Here is a 16,922-nt window from a genome sequence, read left to right on the forward strand (position 1 = left end):
CACAAAGATACTTTAAATAAAGTCAAAAAATAAATGTGATATTATGGCATAGCGTATTACACATTAAATTTCTTAATTTTATTTTCAGCCTTATTTACAGGGATTATTGGTACATTATTCTTAGCTGGTAATTCAAATTATTTAAATCCTAATCCTTATAAAACTTGGATTAATGCTGATTCAAATTACATTATTACCTTGACAATGGTTAACTCAATAGTAACACTTTTAACAGGTGTTTTATCTTTCTTTGTAGTAAACATTAAATTTCAACAAAGAAAAGAACAATTGAATAAATTGAAATTTGAATACATATTATATAAATCTAAGCAAGCTTATTATAGTGTTGATAAAGTTGAGCAAAATCATATGTATATTTTTTACAAAAGAATTTTAGCTATTATGCAATTTGACCGTTATCGTAGAGATAATTATTCAATGTTGAAAGACGAATTAATCAACGAAAAAGGAAAGAAAAATGGCAACAAGAAAAAAGAGAACTAAACAAGAAATGAATGAAATTTTGCTTAAAATTGAATCATTATCTGAAAAAATGAATCGTAAATACAAAATATCTAGAGCATTTTTTATCACATTGAATTTAATTAACATTTTTATTTCAGCAGCTATTATAGTATTAAACCTTTATTCAATTCGTTTCAATACTTATGCTAAGGAAACAATGATTTTCTTTGTAATTATCGCGTTCTTATCAACATTTATTACATTTATTATTTCAATCAAAACATTTATCAACTTTTCAGATAAGTCTGGTAAATTACAACAAAACGTTGATAAAAATAGCGAATTACTTCAACTTATTCAAGCAAAAAACACAATAAGTGAAGAAGACGCCGAAAATATTATGCAAACTTTATAAAAAACTTACAAAACAACTAGAAACAAACTAGAATAAACTAAACAAGAAAAGTAGACAGTTTTTTTTCTGTCTACTTTTCTTGTACTAGTTTAGCTTTAAAAACATCACAAAAAACACCATTATCACATTTAGAGAATGGTGTTTTTCTATTGCTACGAACATCACATTGAAACGACACGTTTGAAAAAAACACCATTTTTACGCATTTTTTGAGCATTTTTTTTTTTTTTTTTTGTTGAAAAACCAAACTGAGTTTTGCAAATTGCTAAAATAAGGGCAAAAAACTAATTAATATCAAATTTAAATTGGATTTATAAATTTAATTATAAATTCTTAATTTGATAAGAAGAGAGAAGAATATGTCAAATAAAAAATTCACAAAAAAATTGTTAACAATCGGAGCAATATCAAGTCCTTTGTTGCTATTTTTACCATCAGCCTTGACAAGAGTTGATAACGAGGCATCCGAAACCGGAAACTATGATCAGACAAATATTTTTTCAACAAGCCCAAGAAACACTAACTCAGCAGTAGAAAAATATCAATCAGGGTCATGGAGCAAAGAAGTTTGAGGCAAGGTTGATCGAACATGACAACCAAAAACTGATCAATTAAAACCTGAAACAATTATGGAAGTTTATGAAAACGGTCGATGAGTCGAATTGCAAGACAACACTGGAAGAAAAACAATTTGAAATCCAAGCGATGATGCCACCAATGCGCTAAATCCTAATTTCGTTAAGAAAATTAGACTTAGATACTTGTCGATGAAAGCTTATCAAAACCAAGATTCAATGGGTATTAACCAGAATTATTTTTCTGGTGGTTTTTGATTTTCTAAAGATATTGTTTTGGCAAGCAACATTGATGTAAAAGTTTTCGATGCTAGAAAGTCAGAATATAAAACAAGTCCTAAATTAGAAAGACACGAAACCATAGCGATTGATCCCTTTTCATTTAGTTATACTAGTCAAACTGATGTTTCTCCTACAGTTATTTCAAACACCGTTACTGCAGATGGCACAAGTGAAGAAAGCGTTTCAAAGCAATTTTCAAGTAGATACAATGCTTTTTACACAGAAAATCCTTTAACAGGAACAAAAAACACAAGTAGATCTAAGAATAGTGAGATGGGAACAAATAATATTATTCATGATCTTTTTAAATTTGATAGAGCGGCATTTTTAAACAAATACGCACAATATAAACCCGACAATGGTTTATACAATGATGCTGAAAGTTTTACTAAATTAGACGGTTGAATGACAATTTATGATAGTCTTGGTGGTTATTTTTACTTTGCTTCAGGTCGCGGTACAGTAGCAAGACCACAAGAAGTGGTGTTAGAATTTGATGTTAAATTTAATATAAATTCAGATGGCACAACTACAAACGATTTTGACTCTACCACAAGATCATTTTTCGGAACAACTCAAGCTTATTATTATGATAATCAAAGGTTATTGCAAAAATTCTCTATGCAAAAACCTAGTCTTTGAAGAAACAATAATTTGATTATTAAAGAGGAATATGATGAAAGAGTTAAAAAATTATTTAATACTTTAAATCCAAACGCCCCACAAGCAGAATTTTATCTAGTTAATACAAAACTAAATAGTTCTAAAGATTTAAATGATAGTGATTCAGTTGTAAAAATTAGTAGAAGCAATATTAGCAAATATTCTGATTTTAGTAAACCATTTACAAACAAAACGGTTATTCAAGAACCCCTTGGCGTTGATTCTACACCGACCACACCTTCTACTTGACAAGCGTCAAACATTGAATTAGTTATTAAACAAGATGAACAAAGCAAAAAATATTGAAAATTTGCTAATAAGAATGGCAGATTTACATTAAGTGACCGTTATGACTTTTCAAGCGATGCTAACATAAATTCAAACGTGGTTTGATCATTAACCGATTATGGTTTAATCGAGGCTAAATTAAATCAAGCGCAATGATTAACTAAATCACAAAAAGAAAAATATCTAGCTGATTTAGAAGCTAATAATAAATTTGGAACAGATTGAAATTTAGTTAACAATGATTTAGACGCACAATTAAAAGCCATTGATGATTTAGACGAAGCTCAAAAAACTTTAGAAAATAATTACTATGAATTATTAGACGTTGTTGTTAGTGATAACGCGTTGGAAGCTCCAACTGATTTTTCAGGTTTGGATAATTTTAGTTGAAAACAAAATCTTTATTTAGCAGATAATGAAGCTAAAACTGCCATTTTAGATACTTTAAAAGAAATTGCCCCTTATGCTTTCTATGACCATGCTGATAAAAACACTGTTACAGGCAAAGCAATGGACAGAACAAAAGATACTGCAAGCAATTATGTTTCAACAGATATTAACGTTATTAAAGCTCAAAACCAAAAAATAGCTAACGCTAAAGCCAAAGTCCGTCAATTAAATGGTTTAGATAACTTTAAAACAACTTACTTAGAATCATTAAAAACTTTAGATTTAACAGACCCAGTTACAAATAGTGCTAATTTTAATAGAGCAATTGTTTTATATAAAAATGCTTTAGCAGGTTTTACATCTAATAAATATCAAAACATTTATAAATATGATTTTGCTTCTGTGCAAAATTCAAATTCAGGTTTAAATGAAGCTGCGAATAGTGATTCGACATTTAATCAATTTGTAGTTGGTAAAACCTATTTACAAGATAACTATTTAAATCAATTAAAAGCTGCTTTAACTTACCATAATGAAACTTATTTAAAAGCTAAAAAGTGAAAATCTGAACTTGATGATGCTAAATTAACCGATAATTACGCAGCTGGTAAAACTTTAGCAACTGAATGAGAAGGTAATAAATCAAGAGATAAATTTACCAAATTGGAAAACATTTACAATGGTTTAATAGCTAATTTAGAAGGCACAAATAATACCGAAAACCAAAATGTGCTTGCTGCATTGACAAATGTTTTCAATGAAACAACAATTAACATTAAAGATACAGATTGAACTAATTACAACAAATACAATGCTTATAGAACTAATTTAGTTTCTGCTTTTAGCGATATTGTTGGTACATCAACACAACCAGGCCCATTAAACTTAATCTTTGGTAATGGGGGAAAATTAGCACAAAAACTTAAAGAATATCAATTACAAGATGCTGATACAATGAAAAAATACTTTGACTTTAGCACAGTAACTGATCAAAGTAATTTAGGTTGAAGTTTTACCAAATTAGACTTAATTAGTGTTGATAATACCAAAGTTAATAATTTACTTAACTGAACCTTTAACGAAACAAATGGTTTAGAGGATGCAAGCTCAACTATTGATGCTCAATTACTTAAAATTTCTAACCATGCTTACAAAGATTCGGCTGACAAACTTGTTAAATATATTAATGGCTTAAGTTATATTTACCCTGACTTTAAGAAAAAATTAATTGCCGAAGTTAATGCTAAAGTTGAAGCAAACAAAGGTGAAATTTACAAAAATGACAGCGATTTAGCTGCTATTAAAACTAAAGCAGATAATTTAGAAAAAGAAATTAAAAGAATAAATGATTTAGCTAGTTCATTAGCTACTGAAAACTCATTTGGATATACAGATAAAGAAAATACTTTAGCAACAGAAGCGGTAGTTGGTAACATTACTTATGCTAATAAACCAGAGAACACTGATGTTAATTTCCAAAACATAACCAAACCAAATAACATTACTAAGTCTATTGCTGTTGATTTTAATGTTTCATCAACTTTAAATCAATATGCTGGCTATGTATTGCAAACTGTAAGTGGTCAAACAAAAATAACCAATTTCTCAAACGCTTATAATCAAGAAGCTGAAGCTCTTAAAGAAATTGCTAAAACTTTAACAATTCAAAGTAGCACAAAATGAGTTGGAGACTCTTCAATTACAGCAAGCGATGATTTCACTTTCAATTTTGCAGCAGGAAAAGAAAATAAAGCTGAAGTAACTGATTTATCACTTTTAGCAATCACAAATGCTGAATACAAAAATGGTTCAAGAAGAATTAAATACACTTTAGTTTCAAAAACTTATCCAGAAGTTTCAATAGTAGTTGATCCTGACAACAACACAAATAACTTGCCAACTTCGGCTTTTACTGGCTCAAATTTCCAAAACGAATATGACAGAATTAATGCTCTTAACCCAACATTAACTCCAACAAGTACAAAAACTTATGTTAATGAATTAAATGCTACTAATTTTGCTTCATCATTTACTGTTAGTGGTTTAGATAATACAAAAGAAACTTTTGCTTATTTAAACGCTCCAACTTGAGATTTAAGAGACGGTTCAGCAACATTAAGCTGAAAAATAACTTCGGCATTTGTTGATGATGCCATTAAACAAGTCGAATCGGCAATGCCAGCAAATACATTCAAAACTGAACAAGAAAGAGTGGATGCTATTTTAGCTGATTCAAACAATTTATTTACTATTAATGAAAGTGATGCTGATGCAATTGATAGAAATCAATTGCCAAGTAAAGTTGCTAAAGAAGCTATTAAAGCCTTTAACAACCCAGCAAACTTAGATGTTCAAGGTGATTTAAGCAGCATTGAATTATTGCCAAACAATGATAATGGTACATTAGATATAACATTCAAAATTGCTTCAACCAAAGCAACATTGAACTCAAATAATGATGCACAAAACCCAGTAGTTGTTTCAACTGGCACAAGAACTATTACCTTAACTGGCTTTAAATCAAATTTACAAGTTGAAAAAGATAAAGTTACTGAATACATTAATAATAATGTTCCAGAAGATAAAAAAGCAGAATTATTAGATGAATTAAATAGAGCTAATACTATTGAAGAAGTTAAAGCTGTTCAACTTAAAGCAGAAATTGAAAAAGCCATTGCCGATGCAACAACTAATTACCCTTATTTAAATAACAATCAATTAGAAGCTTATAAAACAGATTTAAAATCAGCTGCTTCAAGCCAAGCAATTCAAGCACGTAGCACAACAGCAAGCACATTAAATGCCAAAATGAAAGAATTAAGCAATGCTGTTAAAACTGAATTAACCGCTTTAACCAAAAAAGCTGTTGAAAATGATCAAAACAAAGATGCTAAAACAGCCGTTGTTTATACTTTAGCAGATGCTAATAAAAAACAAGCTTATGATAATGCTTTATCAGCAGCTCAAACATTACTTAATAAAACTAATGGCGCTAACTCAGAATTAAGTGCTGTTGAAACAGTATTAAGTAATTTAAAAACCCCTTATGGCGAATTAAATGGAGATCAAAACCAAAATGCGTTAAACCAAAGAATTAATGCTTTAAACAATCTAACTCCAGAACAAAAAGCACAATTAAAGAAAAATATTGCTAATGCCGACACTCAAGCAGATGCTGAAACTATTGTAGAAGCAGCAGAAGCATTAAATACCAAAATTACCAATGTTAAAGAAGAATTAGGCAAATTAGATGGTTACAAAAATAATGATGTTTATAAATTAGATAAAGAAAATAAAGGCGCTTATGACACAGCACTTGAAAATCTTCAAGATGCTTTAGACGACTTAAGCAACAAAGATTTAACTTCAGTAAGTTCCAACGATATTAACAATGAAGCTACTACTTTAGACACCAAAGTTAATGAAGCAAATCAAGCTAAAGGCTTATTAGATGGTATTAGAAGTGATCTTAAAGATAAATTAAATAATTTTGATCACTTAACTCCTGCTAACAAAGAAGCATTAATCAACTTGATTAATGCTGATAACAAAGAGTTAAGTGCTGAAAAAGTGGCTGATTATCTAAATCAAGCATTAAACTTAGCTAAAACTAACATTAATGATGAAATAGACAAATTAACACATTTAACACCAGCAGAAAAACAAGCTTATAAAGATTCTGTTAAAGAAGCCAAATTAAATACTACAGAGGGTGAAAAATATGACAAAAATATTAATGACATTTTAGCCCAAGCCAAAGCTGATGAAGCAACAAAAACTCAAGCAATTGAAACAATTAATAATTTAACTAACTTAAATCCTGCTCAAAAATCAGCTTTAACTAAAGAAGTTAAAAATAATCCAACAAGTAAAGCTAATAATATTGTTGAAAAAGCTAAAGCTATTGATGAGAAAATGAAAGCTTACAAAGAGATAACTGAAGTTGATAAACAATCAACAGACTATGTTGAAGCAGATGAAGATCATCAAGTTAAATACAATAATCAAGTAGCAATTAGAGCTGAAGATTTAGGAGCTAATGGCACAAACTTAAGTGCTAATCAAATTGATGCTAAAATCGCTGAACTTAATAGCGCAATTAATGGCTTAAATGGTGATGAAAAAGTTGCCAAAGCTAAAGAAAACGCTATTGCTAAAATAGAAGGTAAAAACCCAAGTTACACTAACTTAACTGATCAACAAAAAGCAGAAGCAATTGCTAAGATCAATGAAAAAAATAGAATTGCTGATGTAAATGATGTTGATGCAAATAATGCCTTAGTTAATGGCACAATGGCAACACTTGATACATATCTTAATAATGAAACTAAAATTAAAAATGATATTAATTACACAGGTTCAGAAGAAGCTTTAAGAAAAGCATATGATGATGCTATTCAAGCTTTAAAAGACTATAAAACAGCCCTAAACGAACCAAGTGATGATACAAAAGACATCTTAAATAATGACAAGATTGAAGAAAAAATCAATGCAGTTCATGAAGCAATTAATAACTTAAATGGTAAAGAACACATCCAAACAGTTAGAGCTGAAGAAATTGCCAAAATTAATGCTTTAGAAAACATTAATGATGCTCAAAAATTAGCCTTAATTGCTAAAGTTGATAAAGCTACAACTCCTGAAGATGTTAGAGCTGTAACTGAAGAAGCAAAAGCCTTAGACAACAAAATGGCTGAGCTTAAACAAGCAGTTGCTGACAATCAAGATACACCTAATAGTGTTGATTATAAAAATGCAACTAAAGAAAAAATGCGTGAATTTGATGAAGCATTTAATGATGCAAGCAATTTAGCTAATAAAGAAAACGGAAGTGCTGAATTAAGCATTGATAACATAGATTCATTAATTAATAAATTAAATCTTGCTAGCCAAAATCTTGACGGTGCTCAAAATATAAATGATAAAAAAGCTGAAGCTAAAAACTTAATTAATGGTCTTGAACATCTTAATGATGCTCAAAAGACTGCTTTAATTGAAGAAATTGACAATGCTGATTTATTAGCAAACGTTAAAAAAGTAGTTGATCAAGCCAAAACATTAAATAATGCTATGGGTCAATTAAAAGAAACTGTCAAAGCAATTGATGATGAATTAAGCCAACCTGACAATCCTAAATATGTAGCAGCTTCGGAAGAACTAAAAGCTAATTATGATGAAGCTAAAGCTAAAGTTGATGAATTAATCAGTAAACAAGGCTCAAACGAAGATGTTGCTGAAGTATTGGAATTAGAAAAAGCCTTAATTGATGCTAAGAATGCTCTTGATGGTGACAAAAACTTTGAATATGCTAAAGAAAAAGCAATTGAAAAAGTTAATAAAAATGATCAATTAACACCAGAAGAAAAACAAAAATTAATAGACCAAATTAAAGAAACTGAAATTCCAGAAAACAGCAACAATGAAGACGAAGTTGACCAATTCAAAGAAGACTTAGATGAAATAGTTGACAAAGCCGACTTAATCAACAAGATTAAAGAAAATGAAAACTTAACTCCTGATCAAAAAGAAGATTTAATTGAAGATGTGATTAACGCTAATGTTGATGACAAGAAGAATGAATTAGAAGATAAAAATACTTATGATGAAGAACTTCAAAACATCAAAGACAAAGAAAAAGCGTTTGAAGATCTTAATAAAACACCAGAATCAGAATTAAGCGATAAAGACAAAGCAAAAATTAATAATGATCTTAAAGATTTAGATCCAGCTGATAAAGACTTTGATGAAGAATTAGCTAACGAAGAGAAGAAAAAAGAAGCAATTGAAGAAGTTAGAAAAAATCCTAATTTAACAGATGAAGAAAAAACTGAATTAATTGATGAAATTGCCAATTTAGACAATAAACAAGACGATTTAGACAATTCTCTTGCTAATATTGATAAAAAAGCCGACTTAATTGAAAAGATTGAATCTAACCCTAATTTAGATGAAGAAGACAAAAACAAATTGGTTGATGAAGTCTTTAATGTTCCGCACAATGATGAAAAATTGGACGAAAAATTAGACAACATAGACAATAAATTAGAGTTAATTGATGAAATCACAACTAATGATAAATTAGATGAAACATCAAAAGATAAATTAATTGAAAAAGCTCATAATGTCAATAATGATTCTGAAAAAGCGGATGACGAATTAGAAAATATCAAAGCTAAAGAAGAAGCAATTAATAAAGTAGTTGCTAGTGATGAATTAACCCCTGATGAAAAAGCTAAATTAGTCGAAGAAATTCTTGATGTTGATGAAACAAACACACCTTCTGAAGTAAATGATCAACTTCATAATATTGATAAAAAAGCAGAATTACACAAAGAAATTAATAATTCAGACTTATCAGCCGATCAAAAAACTAAATTAATTGAAGAATTAGATCCAGTTGATAGCAACAACGAAAACGCGGTAGTAATTTTCGATAAAATCAGAGATCAATTGAACCAATTAGATAAGATCAATAAAGATGAAACTTTAAAAAATGATGATAAAACTAAATTGGTTGAAGATGTTCTAAACAATAATCCAAATGACGAAAACTACTATGAAACGGCTAAAAACATCGATAAAAAACAAGATGCTATTGATGCAATTAGACAAAATGAAAACTTAACTAATGAACAAAAAGATCAAATTAGTAATAATATTGCTTCATTAGATGAAGAAAGTGAAAACTTTAACAATGATTTGGCTAAAGAGAATGCTAAAGCCGAGTTAATAGCTAATATTCAAGGTAATGAAAATATCAAAGATGACGAAAAAGTTAAATTAGTTGATAAAGTTGAAGCAATTGATAACAGCAGCGACGATTTCTTTGATGAATTAGTTAATAAAAAGGCTGAATCTGAATTTATTGCTAAAGTTAATAAGGACTATACTGACAAACTTCTTGATAATGATTCAAGAAACACATTAATTAATAAAGCATTAGCTGACGAAAATGCAGCACCAATTGTTAAATTAGAAAAAGAATTAGATTTAATTGAAGAAATTTATCAAGATTCAAAATTACCTGATGAAGTTAAAAAACAATTAACTGATGAAGTTAATAAGCTTGATGAAAACGAAGCTGATTTTGCTAAACAATTGCAAAAAGCTAACCAAAAATACGTTGATGTTAAAGAATTAATTGATTCATTAAACGCATTGAATAATGCGATGGATAAACCAAAACAATGAAATAAATTCGACAAAACAAGACAAACAGAAATTAAAAAAGCAATTGATAATTCAAACAACATTCTTAACTCATTAAGCAATAAAGAAGTTGAAGAAATTGCTAATCAAACTCAAACTAATAAAGCATTATTAAATCGAGATGACAATTCTAAAGATCATAACTGAATTCTCTTTGCCATTGCTTTAACAGCAACTTTATTATCTCTAGGCTTATTAATTGCGGTGCCTGGCATAAGAAAAAAACTTTTTAAATAAGAAAAAAATCAATTCGGGTAAAACTGAGTTGATTTTTTTGTGCGCTTAATGGTGCCTATAAGACAATTGGCCTTAAAGCGCAAAAAAGCTGATATAAAAAACATCAAGGTGGTGGCCCTGATGTTTAGTAAAAAGCTTATGGGTTTAAAAAGTCATTTCAATTCAACCGATTAATCAAAACGCCATTTAAACCTGCCATTAGGCACAAGCTTAAAAGGCAAACGAGAATTTATTCTCGCGATTATTTTAGGGATTGAAACATTCAATTTAATTTACGGGTACTATTAAATTATGTTCTTGGATAATCTTTGTTAGCCTTTTATAAAATTCGATTTATAAAGTTAAAAGTTATACAAAATATAAAAAATATAGAAATGTGATTTAACTCACACAATAAATTAAATAGAATGAATTAATCTATTTAATATTGCAAGAATAAAATTTATAAAACTTCTTGCGAATTTTCCAATAATAATGTTCCTTTAACACTATTACCGCATATCAATTCTTGATACAATTATATTTTAGCACTTTATAATAGAAAAAGATAAATGGGAAACATAGCGCTATCAAATTGACTAATTTAGCAATAAAACAGTGATTTTAGTTAATTATGGTTCATTTACTATTCAATGCAAATTTTTTAGACAATTATCTAAATTGATATTTATATCAAAACCGTCTTCTAAGATTAAAGATCACATCAAGTAATAAAAATTCACTATTACTTTTATTTGGCAATATTCTTTTCAGTTGTAATTTTTATCAAAGCTTTTAAGTAAAAATTTTTCTTTTTTCACTTTTAAATTAAATGAAGAAACAAAAGAAGCTAAATCAAAATATTTATGGTTTAAAGAAGCATATTCTCAATCTATTATTTTAATTTCTCCATTTTGATTAAACAGAATGTTTTGATTATTTAAATCGCAATGACTAAAAACATCTTTTGTCATTTTATTGATAAAAGAAAAAATTTTAGCGATGTCATTTTCTGTAAAATTATCAACAATTATTTTGTTGTTTTTAACTTTTTCATAGTACTTTTGGCAACGAATATCAAAAGTTTCTTTTAGATTTGCTAAATTTAATTGCTGATATTGTTTAATTATTTGTGCAACTTTGGCAAGGCTTTTATTGTTGATTTTCAAATCTTTTAACTTTGCGAATTTTTGAATAATTTTTTCATCATCTTCAAACAAAGTGTAAAGTGTATAATCCAAACCATTTAATTCATAATTTTTAACTAAAAAAGCAAACCCATTATTCCTTTTATATTTAATAAATAAATCATTATATTTAAAGCAATTGTTGCTAAATCCACCATTTAGTTTAATTAATTTTTCTGCTTGAAACTTGTAGTTGCCATAAACTTTTTCATAGGCTTTTTGGTCAAAACATTTAGTTAAATAAATAAAATCATTTAATGTTTCTTCAGTTATTTTGAACATTTTGCAAACTATTTTTTCATTAAAATTCAAATTGTTTATTAGGCAAGCAGCGTCAAATGCAGGATGTGCTCTTTTAACTCATTCAAAATCAATAAATTTAATTTGCTTTTTATTAATTAAAATGTTTTTGCAATTTAAATCGCCATGAGTGGTTCTGTATTTGCTAATATTAGAATATTTTTGTTTAATTTGGTTAAATTGATCAGAAATAAAACCATAATAATCTCAATTGAAAGTCGATAATTGCTTGCTTTCAAGATTTTGAAATTTTAATAGTTCTTTAATTACTCTTTTTTGTATTTTTTTAGTAAGTTTAACTTGACTAATCTCTTTGCCATTAAATCATTTCTTAACTATCAAACCATTTTCATAATATAAATAGTCAGGTAATTGTTTTAAAATTATTTCTTCATCTTTATAGTTGACTATTTGATTTTTCGGAATTCTTAATTGATATTTGTCAGTTGGTGTTTCAATTAAATAAGTTTCATTATGAAAACCACTATAAAAAAGTTTTATTTCATAATTTTTAATATTCAATTCATTTAGAATTAATGTTATTTTTTCTTTCACATTGTCATTATTCATGTTGATTAAATTATATGAAAACAAGACAAAAAATGTGTTATTTAAAATAACCAAAATAAAAAAATAATATAATATAAAAGTTATTTTCACAGGAGGAAAAAATGTCTGCAATTAAACAAATTATTGCAAGAGAAATCTTAGATTCGCGTGGTAATCCAACAGTTCAAGTTGAATTATGAACCGAAAATGGTGGATACGGTCTTGCAAACGTGCCTTCAGGTGCTTCAACAGGTTCAAAAGAAGCTCTTGAATTAAGAGATAAAGGCACAAAATATGAATCAAATTGATTCGGTGGTAAAGGTGTAATGACTGCTGTTGACAATGTTAATATTCATTTAGCTCCACAATTAATTGGTTTTGAATCATTAAACCAAAGAGAATTAGATGAATTATTAATTAAATTAGATGGCACACCAAATAAAAGTAAATATGGTGCTAACGCATTATTAGGAGTTTCATTAGCAAACGCACATGCATCTGCTAATGAATTAGGCTTACCTTTATATAGATATTTAGGTGGAACAAATGCTTCATTATTACCATTACCAATGCTTAATGTTTTAAATGGTGGAGCGCATGCTTCAAATACAGTTGATTTTCAAGAATTCATGATTATGCCAGTTGGTGCTAAAACATTTAGAGAAGCATTACAAATGGCTAATCATGTATTCCACAATTTAGCTAAAATTCTTAAATCACATGGTCATGGTACACAAGTAGGTGATGAAGGTGGATTTGCGCCAAATGCTAAAAGTCATGAAGAAGTTTTAGACTATTTAGTTGAAGCTATTGTTAAAGCTGGTTATGTTCCTGCAACAAGCGGCGAAAAAGCAATTGCTATTGCTATGGATGCTGCTTCAAGTGAATTTTATAACGAAGAAACAGGAATTTACACATTCAAAAAATTAAAACAAGCTATTGAAGAAAAAAGAACTGGCTTTGAAAACTTAGTTGGAACAAAATTAGAATTTTCGAGCGATGAATTATTGGAATACTACGCTCATTTAATAGCAAAATACCCAATTATTTCTATTGAAGATGGTTTTGCTGAAAATGATTGAACCGGCTTTGAAAAATTCACAGCAAAATTTGGCAAAAAAGTACAAATTGTTGGTGACGACTTAACAGTTACTAATCCTACTTTATTACAAAAAGCAATTGATCAAAAAGCCATGAATTCAATTTTAATCAAATTAAATCAAATTGGTACATTAACTGAAACCATGGATGCAATTCAATTAGCTCAATTAAACAATATGACTGCAGTTGTTTCACACCGTTCAGGTGAAACTGAAGATGCAACTATTGCTGATTTAGCTGTTGCTTTAAATACAGGCCAAATTAAAACCGGTTCATTATCAAGAAGTGATAGAATTGCTAAATACAATAGATTATTACAAATTGAAGAAGAATTAGGCTCATCAGCAAGATTCAATGGCGTAAAATCGTTCTACAATTTGGAAAAATAGTAAAAATCGCTTTGGCGATTTTTTCTTTAACTTTCCTGAGCCTCCAACTTGAAAACTCGGTAAATAAAGCTCAGAAATCAAAAAGAAAAAGCATGGATTAACCATGCTTTTTTAGTTCTTTTTTGAAGATTATTTAGCAGCTAAAATTTTAGCTTTTTCTTCTTCATATTTTTTAAGTGAACCATATTGTTTTTTGTGAAGTGCATCTTCAATAACAAGAGGTAAGAAGCTAAGAGCAACATAAACAAATAATGTTAGAACTAACATAACACGTGAAACAACAGTGTCTGTAAATGCTGTTGATGATTTATCAGCAATACCAGCTAATAAGAACATGTCAATAATAGGAACAAGAACTGTAACAGCTAAAGCAGCAAAGATAATGATTGATGAAATGTAAGCATATACTTTGAAGCCTTTAACTGTTTGGTTAATGTGAATTCTGTTAGTTTTTTTGTTTTTAATTGCGCCAGCAATAGCACAAGCAATAAATGCAAATGTGAATAATGCTGTTCAGTTAGCCATTAAGTCTGCAAAAGCATATAATCTTGCCATTGAGTATCTTGCATCTTGTGAATATCCACCGTAATCTGCAATATTTGGAAGATATGCTAAAGCACCAATTAAGGTGAATACAAGAACAACAGGTATTGTAAGAACTAATGAATAAATAACACCAACTAAAGGTTTGTTAGGGTTAAGTTTTTTGTAGAAGTGTCTTCAGAATGGAACTTCACCTTCAGCAATTAAGTCTTCCACATAACGAGGTGCTCACATTGAGAAACCATTAATAATTCCAAGAACACCAATAGCAATAGCTATATTCATAATACCAAAAATGATTCTTGCTGCTGTTTCGTTCTTGAATAATTTAGCCATTGCACTTTGCATATCTCAGAATGATCCACCATTAATTGACATTGAGATAGCAATTAATAAGTAAATACCTGTGGTGATTAATAAACCTAATAACAAAGCCATAGGTGTTTTTTTAGGTTCTTTCATTTCTGATGAAATACCAGCGGCTACATAGAAGCCATCATATGCGAAGAAGATAGCTGAAATAGCCAAGAACATACCTAATCCAGCACCTATTCCGTAAAGTTCAGTTAAACTGCTTCCAGCTTTAATGGCATCACCAAATTCTTTGGTACCATTAGTTGAAGCTGTGATTACTGCGTCTGATGATCCAGTAGCTTTTAATACATAACCAATAATAGCAACGAATGCTAATGGGATGAATTTAATGTAAGTAACCACTTTATTTTGAATGTCACCAACTTTTGATCATAAAGCTGGAACGGTTAAGAAGTAAATAGACATAACTAATGAAATAACAGTTCAAATTAATCAGTCTGCTTGTGTGCCGAATACAGCGGCTTTATTAAGCAATGCGCCCATACCATCTTGTAATGACATAATTACATATAAAGGCATAAAGAAGTATGTCAATGGTAAGTAGATGTAAACCATGAAGTTTTTGGTTGCATTGTAAATTATTCTGCCGTTAAAAATTTTGGTTCAGCTAATAAGTGATAAGTTGTCATTTCTAACACTTGCAATTTCAATTAAAGCAAGACCCATTGTAACAACAGCTAATGAAGCAATAATTCAAGCAAAAGCTGCTAGAACTATACTTCCTTGTGAGTTGCTAAGAACACCGCCTGATTTGAAGAAAATACCAGCACCAATTGACCCACCGATAACGATAAGCATAGCTGAAAAGAATGATATTTTCTTTTGTTTGCTAGGTTCTTGAACAAACTTTGTTTCTTGAGTATTGTTCATTTTTAATTTCCTTGTGAATGATTTTTCTCAAGTCCCAATGACTATTTGCTTATTTCCTGATATTATTATTGCCTTTGACGAAATAAGCTTTTTCAAAGGCAATCAGTTAATTTTTAATTTAAAGAGTATTTATTAACCATTAATTACTCTAGTACCTGATGTACCATTAATTGCTTCGTTAACTTTTTCTAATGAAGCGATGATTGCTACGTTGTCTTTGTTTTCTTTAACAAAGGCAATAGCAGCTTGAACTTTAGGAAGCATGCTTCCTGCAGCGAATTGACCTTCTTTTACATATTCTTCTAATTCACTAATTGTAACTGTTTCAAGTTTCTTTTGATTTGGTTTGTTGTAGTTAACAAATACATAGTCAACAGCAGTTAAAATAATGAAGTAGTTTGCTTCCACTTTAGAAGCAATTTTAGCAAGAGCAAAGTCTTTGTCAATAACACCGTCAACACCTTTAAGTGTGCCGTCTTCGTTAATGATAGTAGGAATACCACCACCACCACCAGCAATAACAATGTTATTTTCGTCGAATGCTTTTTTGATACCTTTCATACCAACAACGTCTAATGGTTTTGGTGAAGGAACAACTTTTCTATAACCTCTACCAGCATCTTCAACGATTGTTGAGTTAGGGTTGTTTAATTCTGCTTCTTCTTTTGTAGCATAGAATGGACCAACTGGTTTAGTTGGGTTAGCAAAAGCTTGATCTTTAGCATCAACGATTGTTTGAGTTAAAAAGTAAAGTACATTTCTGTCAGTAATACCTTCTTTAATTAATTCATTTGAAATAGCAGTAAGCATGTGATATCCAATATATCCTTGACTCATACCGCCTGCTTCAGCAAATGGAACTAAAGGAGTTTTTTCATTTACTTTTTTAGCATCTGCGAAAGCGTTAAAGATCATACCAACTTGTGGACCATTACCATGGCCAACTAAAACTTGGTGACCTTCTTTAACTAATTCCGCAACTTTTTTGGCTGGAACTTTAACTAATTCTTTTTGTTCTTCAGGATTGTTTCCTAAGGCGTTTCCACCTAAAGCAATAACAATTTTTGACATTTTATTTCCTTAATTAGTCTATAAAATAGTCTAA

At 29.3% G+C, this 16,922-nt stretch carries 7 protein-coding genes; 4 read left to right on the top strand and 3 right to left on the bottom strand.

Features of this window, described 5'->3' with window-relative positions; translation table 4 throughout:
- Window positions 1-33: 33 nt before the first annotated feature.
- The 3 genes from T395_RS0100225 (at window position 34) to T395_RS0100240 (ending at window position 10,524) form a co-directional block, all read left to right on the top strand.
- The gene (locus T395_RS0100225; RefSeq protein ID WP_029512509.1) at window positions 34-504 is read left to right on the top strand and encodes a DUF4231 domain-containing protein; all 471 of its coding nucleotides are present in this window, start codon (window positions 34-36) and stop codon (window positions 502-504) included.
- Window positions 479-880: a hypothetical protein gene (locus tag T395_RS0100230; RefSeq protein ID WP_245599317.1), complete on the top strand. Its 402-nt coding sequence runs from the start codon at window positions 479-481 to the stop codon at window positions 878-880. The genes T395_RS0100225 and T395_RS0100230 overlap by 26 nt, the downstream gene beginning before the upstream one ends.
- A gap of 359 nt (window positions 881-1,239) precedes the next feature.
- On the top strand, window positions 1,240-10,524 hold the full coding sequence (locus tag T395_RS0100240; protein ID WP_029512511.1) for a GA module-containing protein: 9,285 nt from the start codon (window positions 1,240-1,242) through the stop codon (window positions 10,522-10,524).
- A 611-nt stretch (window positions 10,525-11,135) separates the two neighbouring features.
- On the opposite strand, the gene T395_RS0100245 is transcribed toward T395_RS0100240, so the two are convergent.
- Window positions 11,136-12,560 carry a phosphotransferase gene (locus tag T395_RS0100245; RefSeq protein WP_029512512.1) on the bottom strand — a complete coding sequence of 475 codons (1,425 nt, stop codon included), beginning with the start codon at window positions 12,558-12,560 and terminating at the stop codon, window positions 11,136-11,138.
- 101 nt (window positions 12,561-12,661) lie between these two features.
- On the opposite strand from T395_RS0100245, the gene eno reads away from it, so the two are divergent.
- On the top strand, window positions 12,662-14,029 hold the full coding sequence (gene eno, locus T395_RS0100250; RefSeq protein WP_029512513.1) for a phosphopyruvate hydratase: 1,368 nt from the start codon (window positions 12,662-12,664) through the stop codon (window positions 14,027-14,029).
- 129 nt (window positions 14,030-14,158) lie between these two features.
- On the opposite strand, the gene T395_RS0100255 is transcribed toward eno, so the two are convergent.
- On the bottom strand, window positions 14,159-15,817 hold the full coding sequence (locus T395_RS0100255) for an APC family permease (RefSeq protein ID WP_029512514.1): 1,659 nt from the start codon (window positions 15,815-15,817) through the stop codon (window positions 14,159-14,161).
- 132 nt (window positions 15,818-15,949) lie between these two features.
- Window positions 15,950-16,888: a carbamate kinase gene (gene arcC, locus T395_RS0100260; RefSeq protein WP_029512515.1), complete on the bottom strand. Its 939-nt coding sequence runs from the start codon at window positions 16,886-16,888 to the stop codon at window positions 15,950-15,952.
- Window positions 16,889-16,922: the final 34 nt, after the last annotated feature.

This window comes from Mycoplasmopsis iners ATCC 19705 (assembly GCF_000701805.1).
Taxonomy (GTDB): Bacteria; Bacillota_I; Bacilli_A; order Mycoplasmatales; family Metamycoplasmataceae; genus Mycoplasmopsis; species Mycoplasmopsis iners.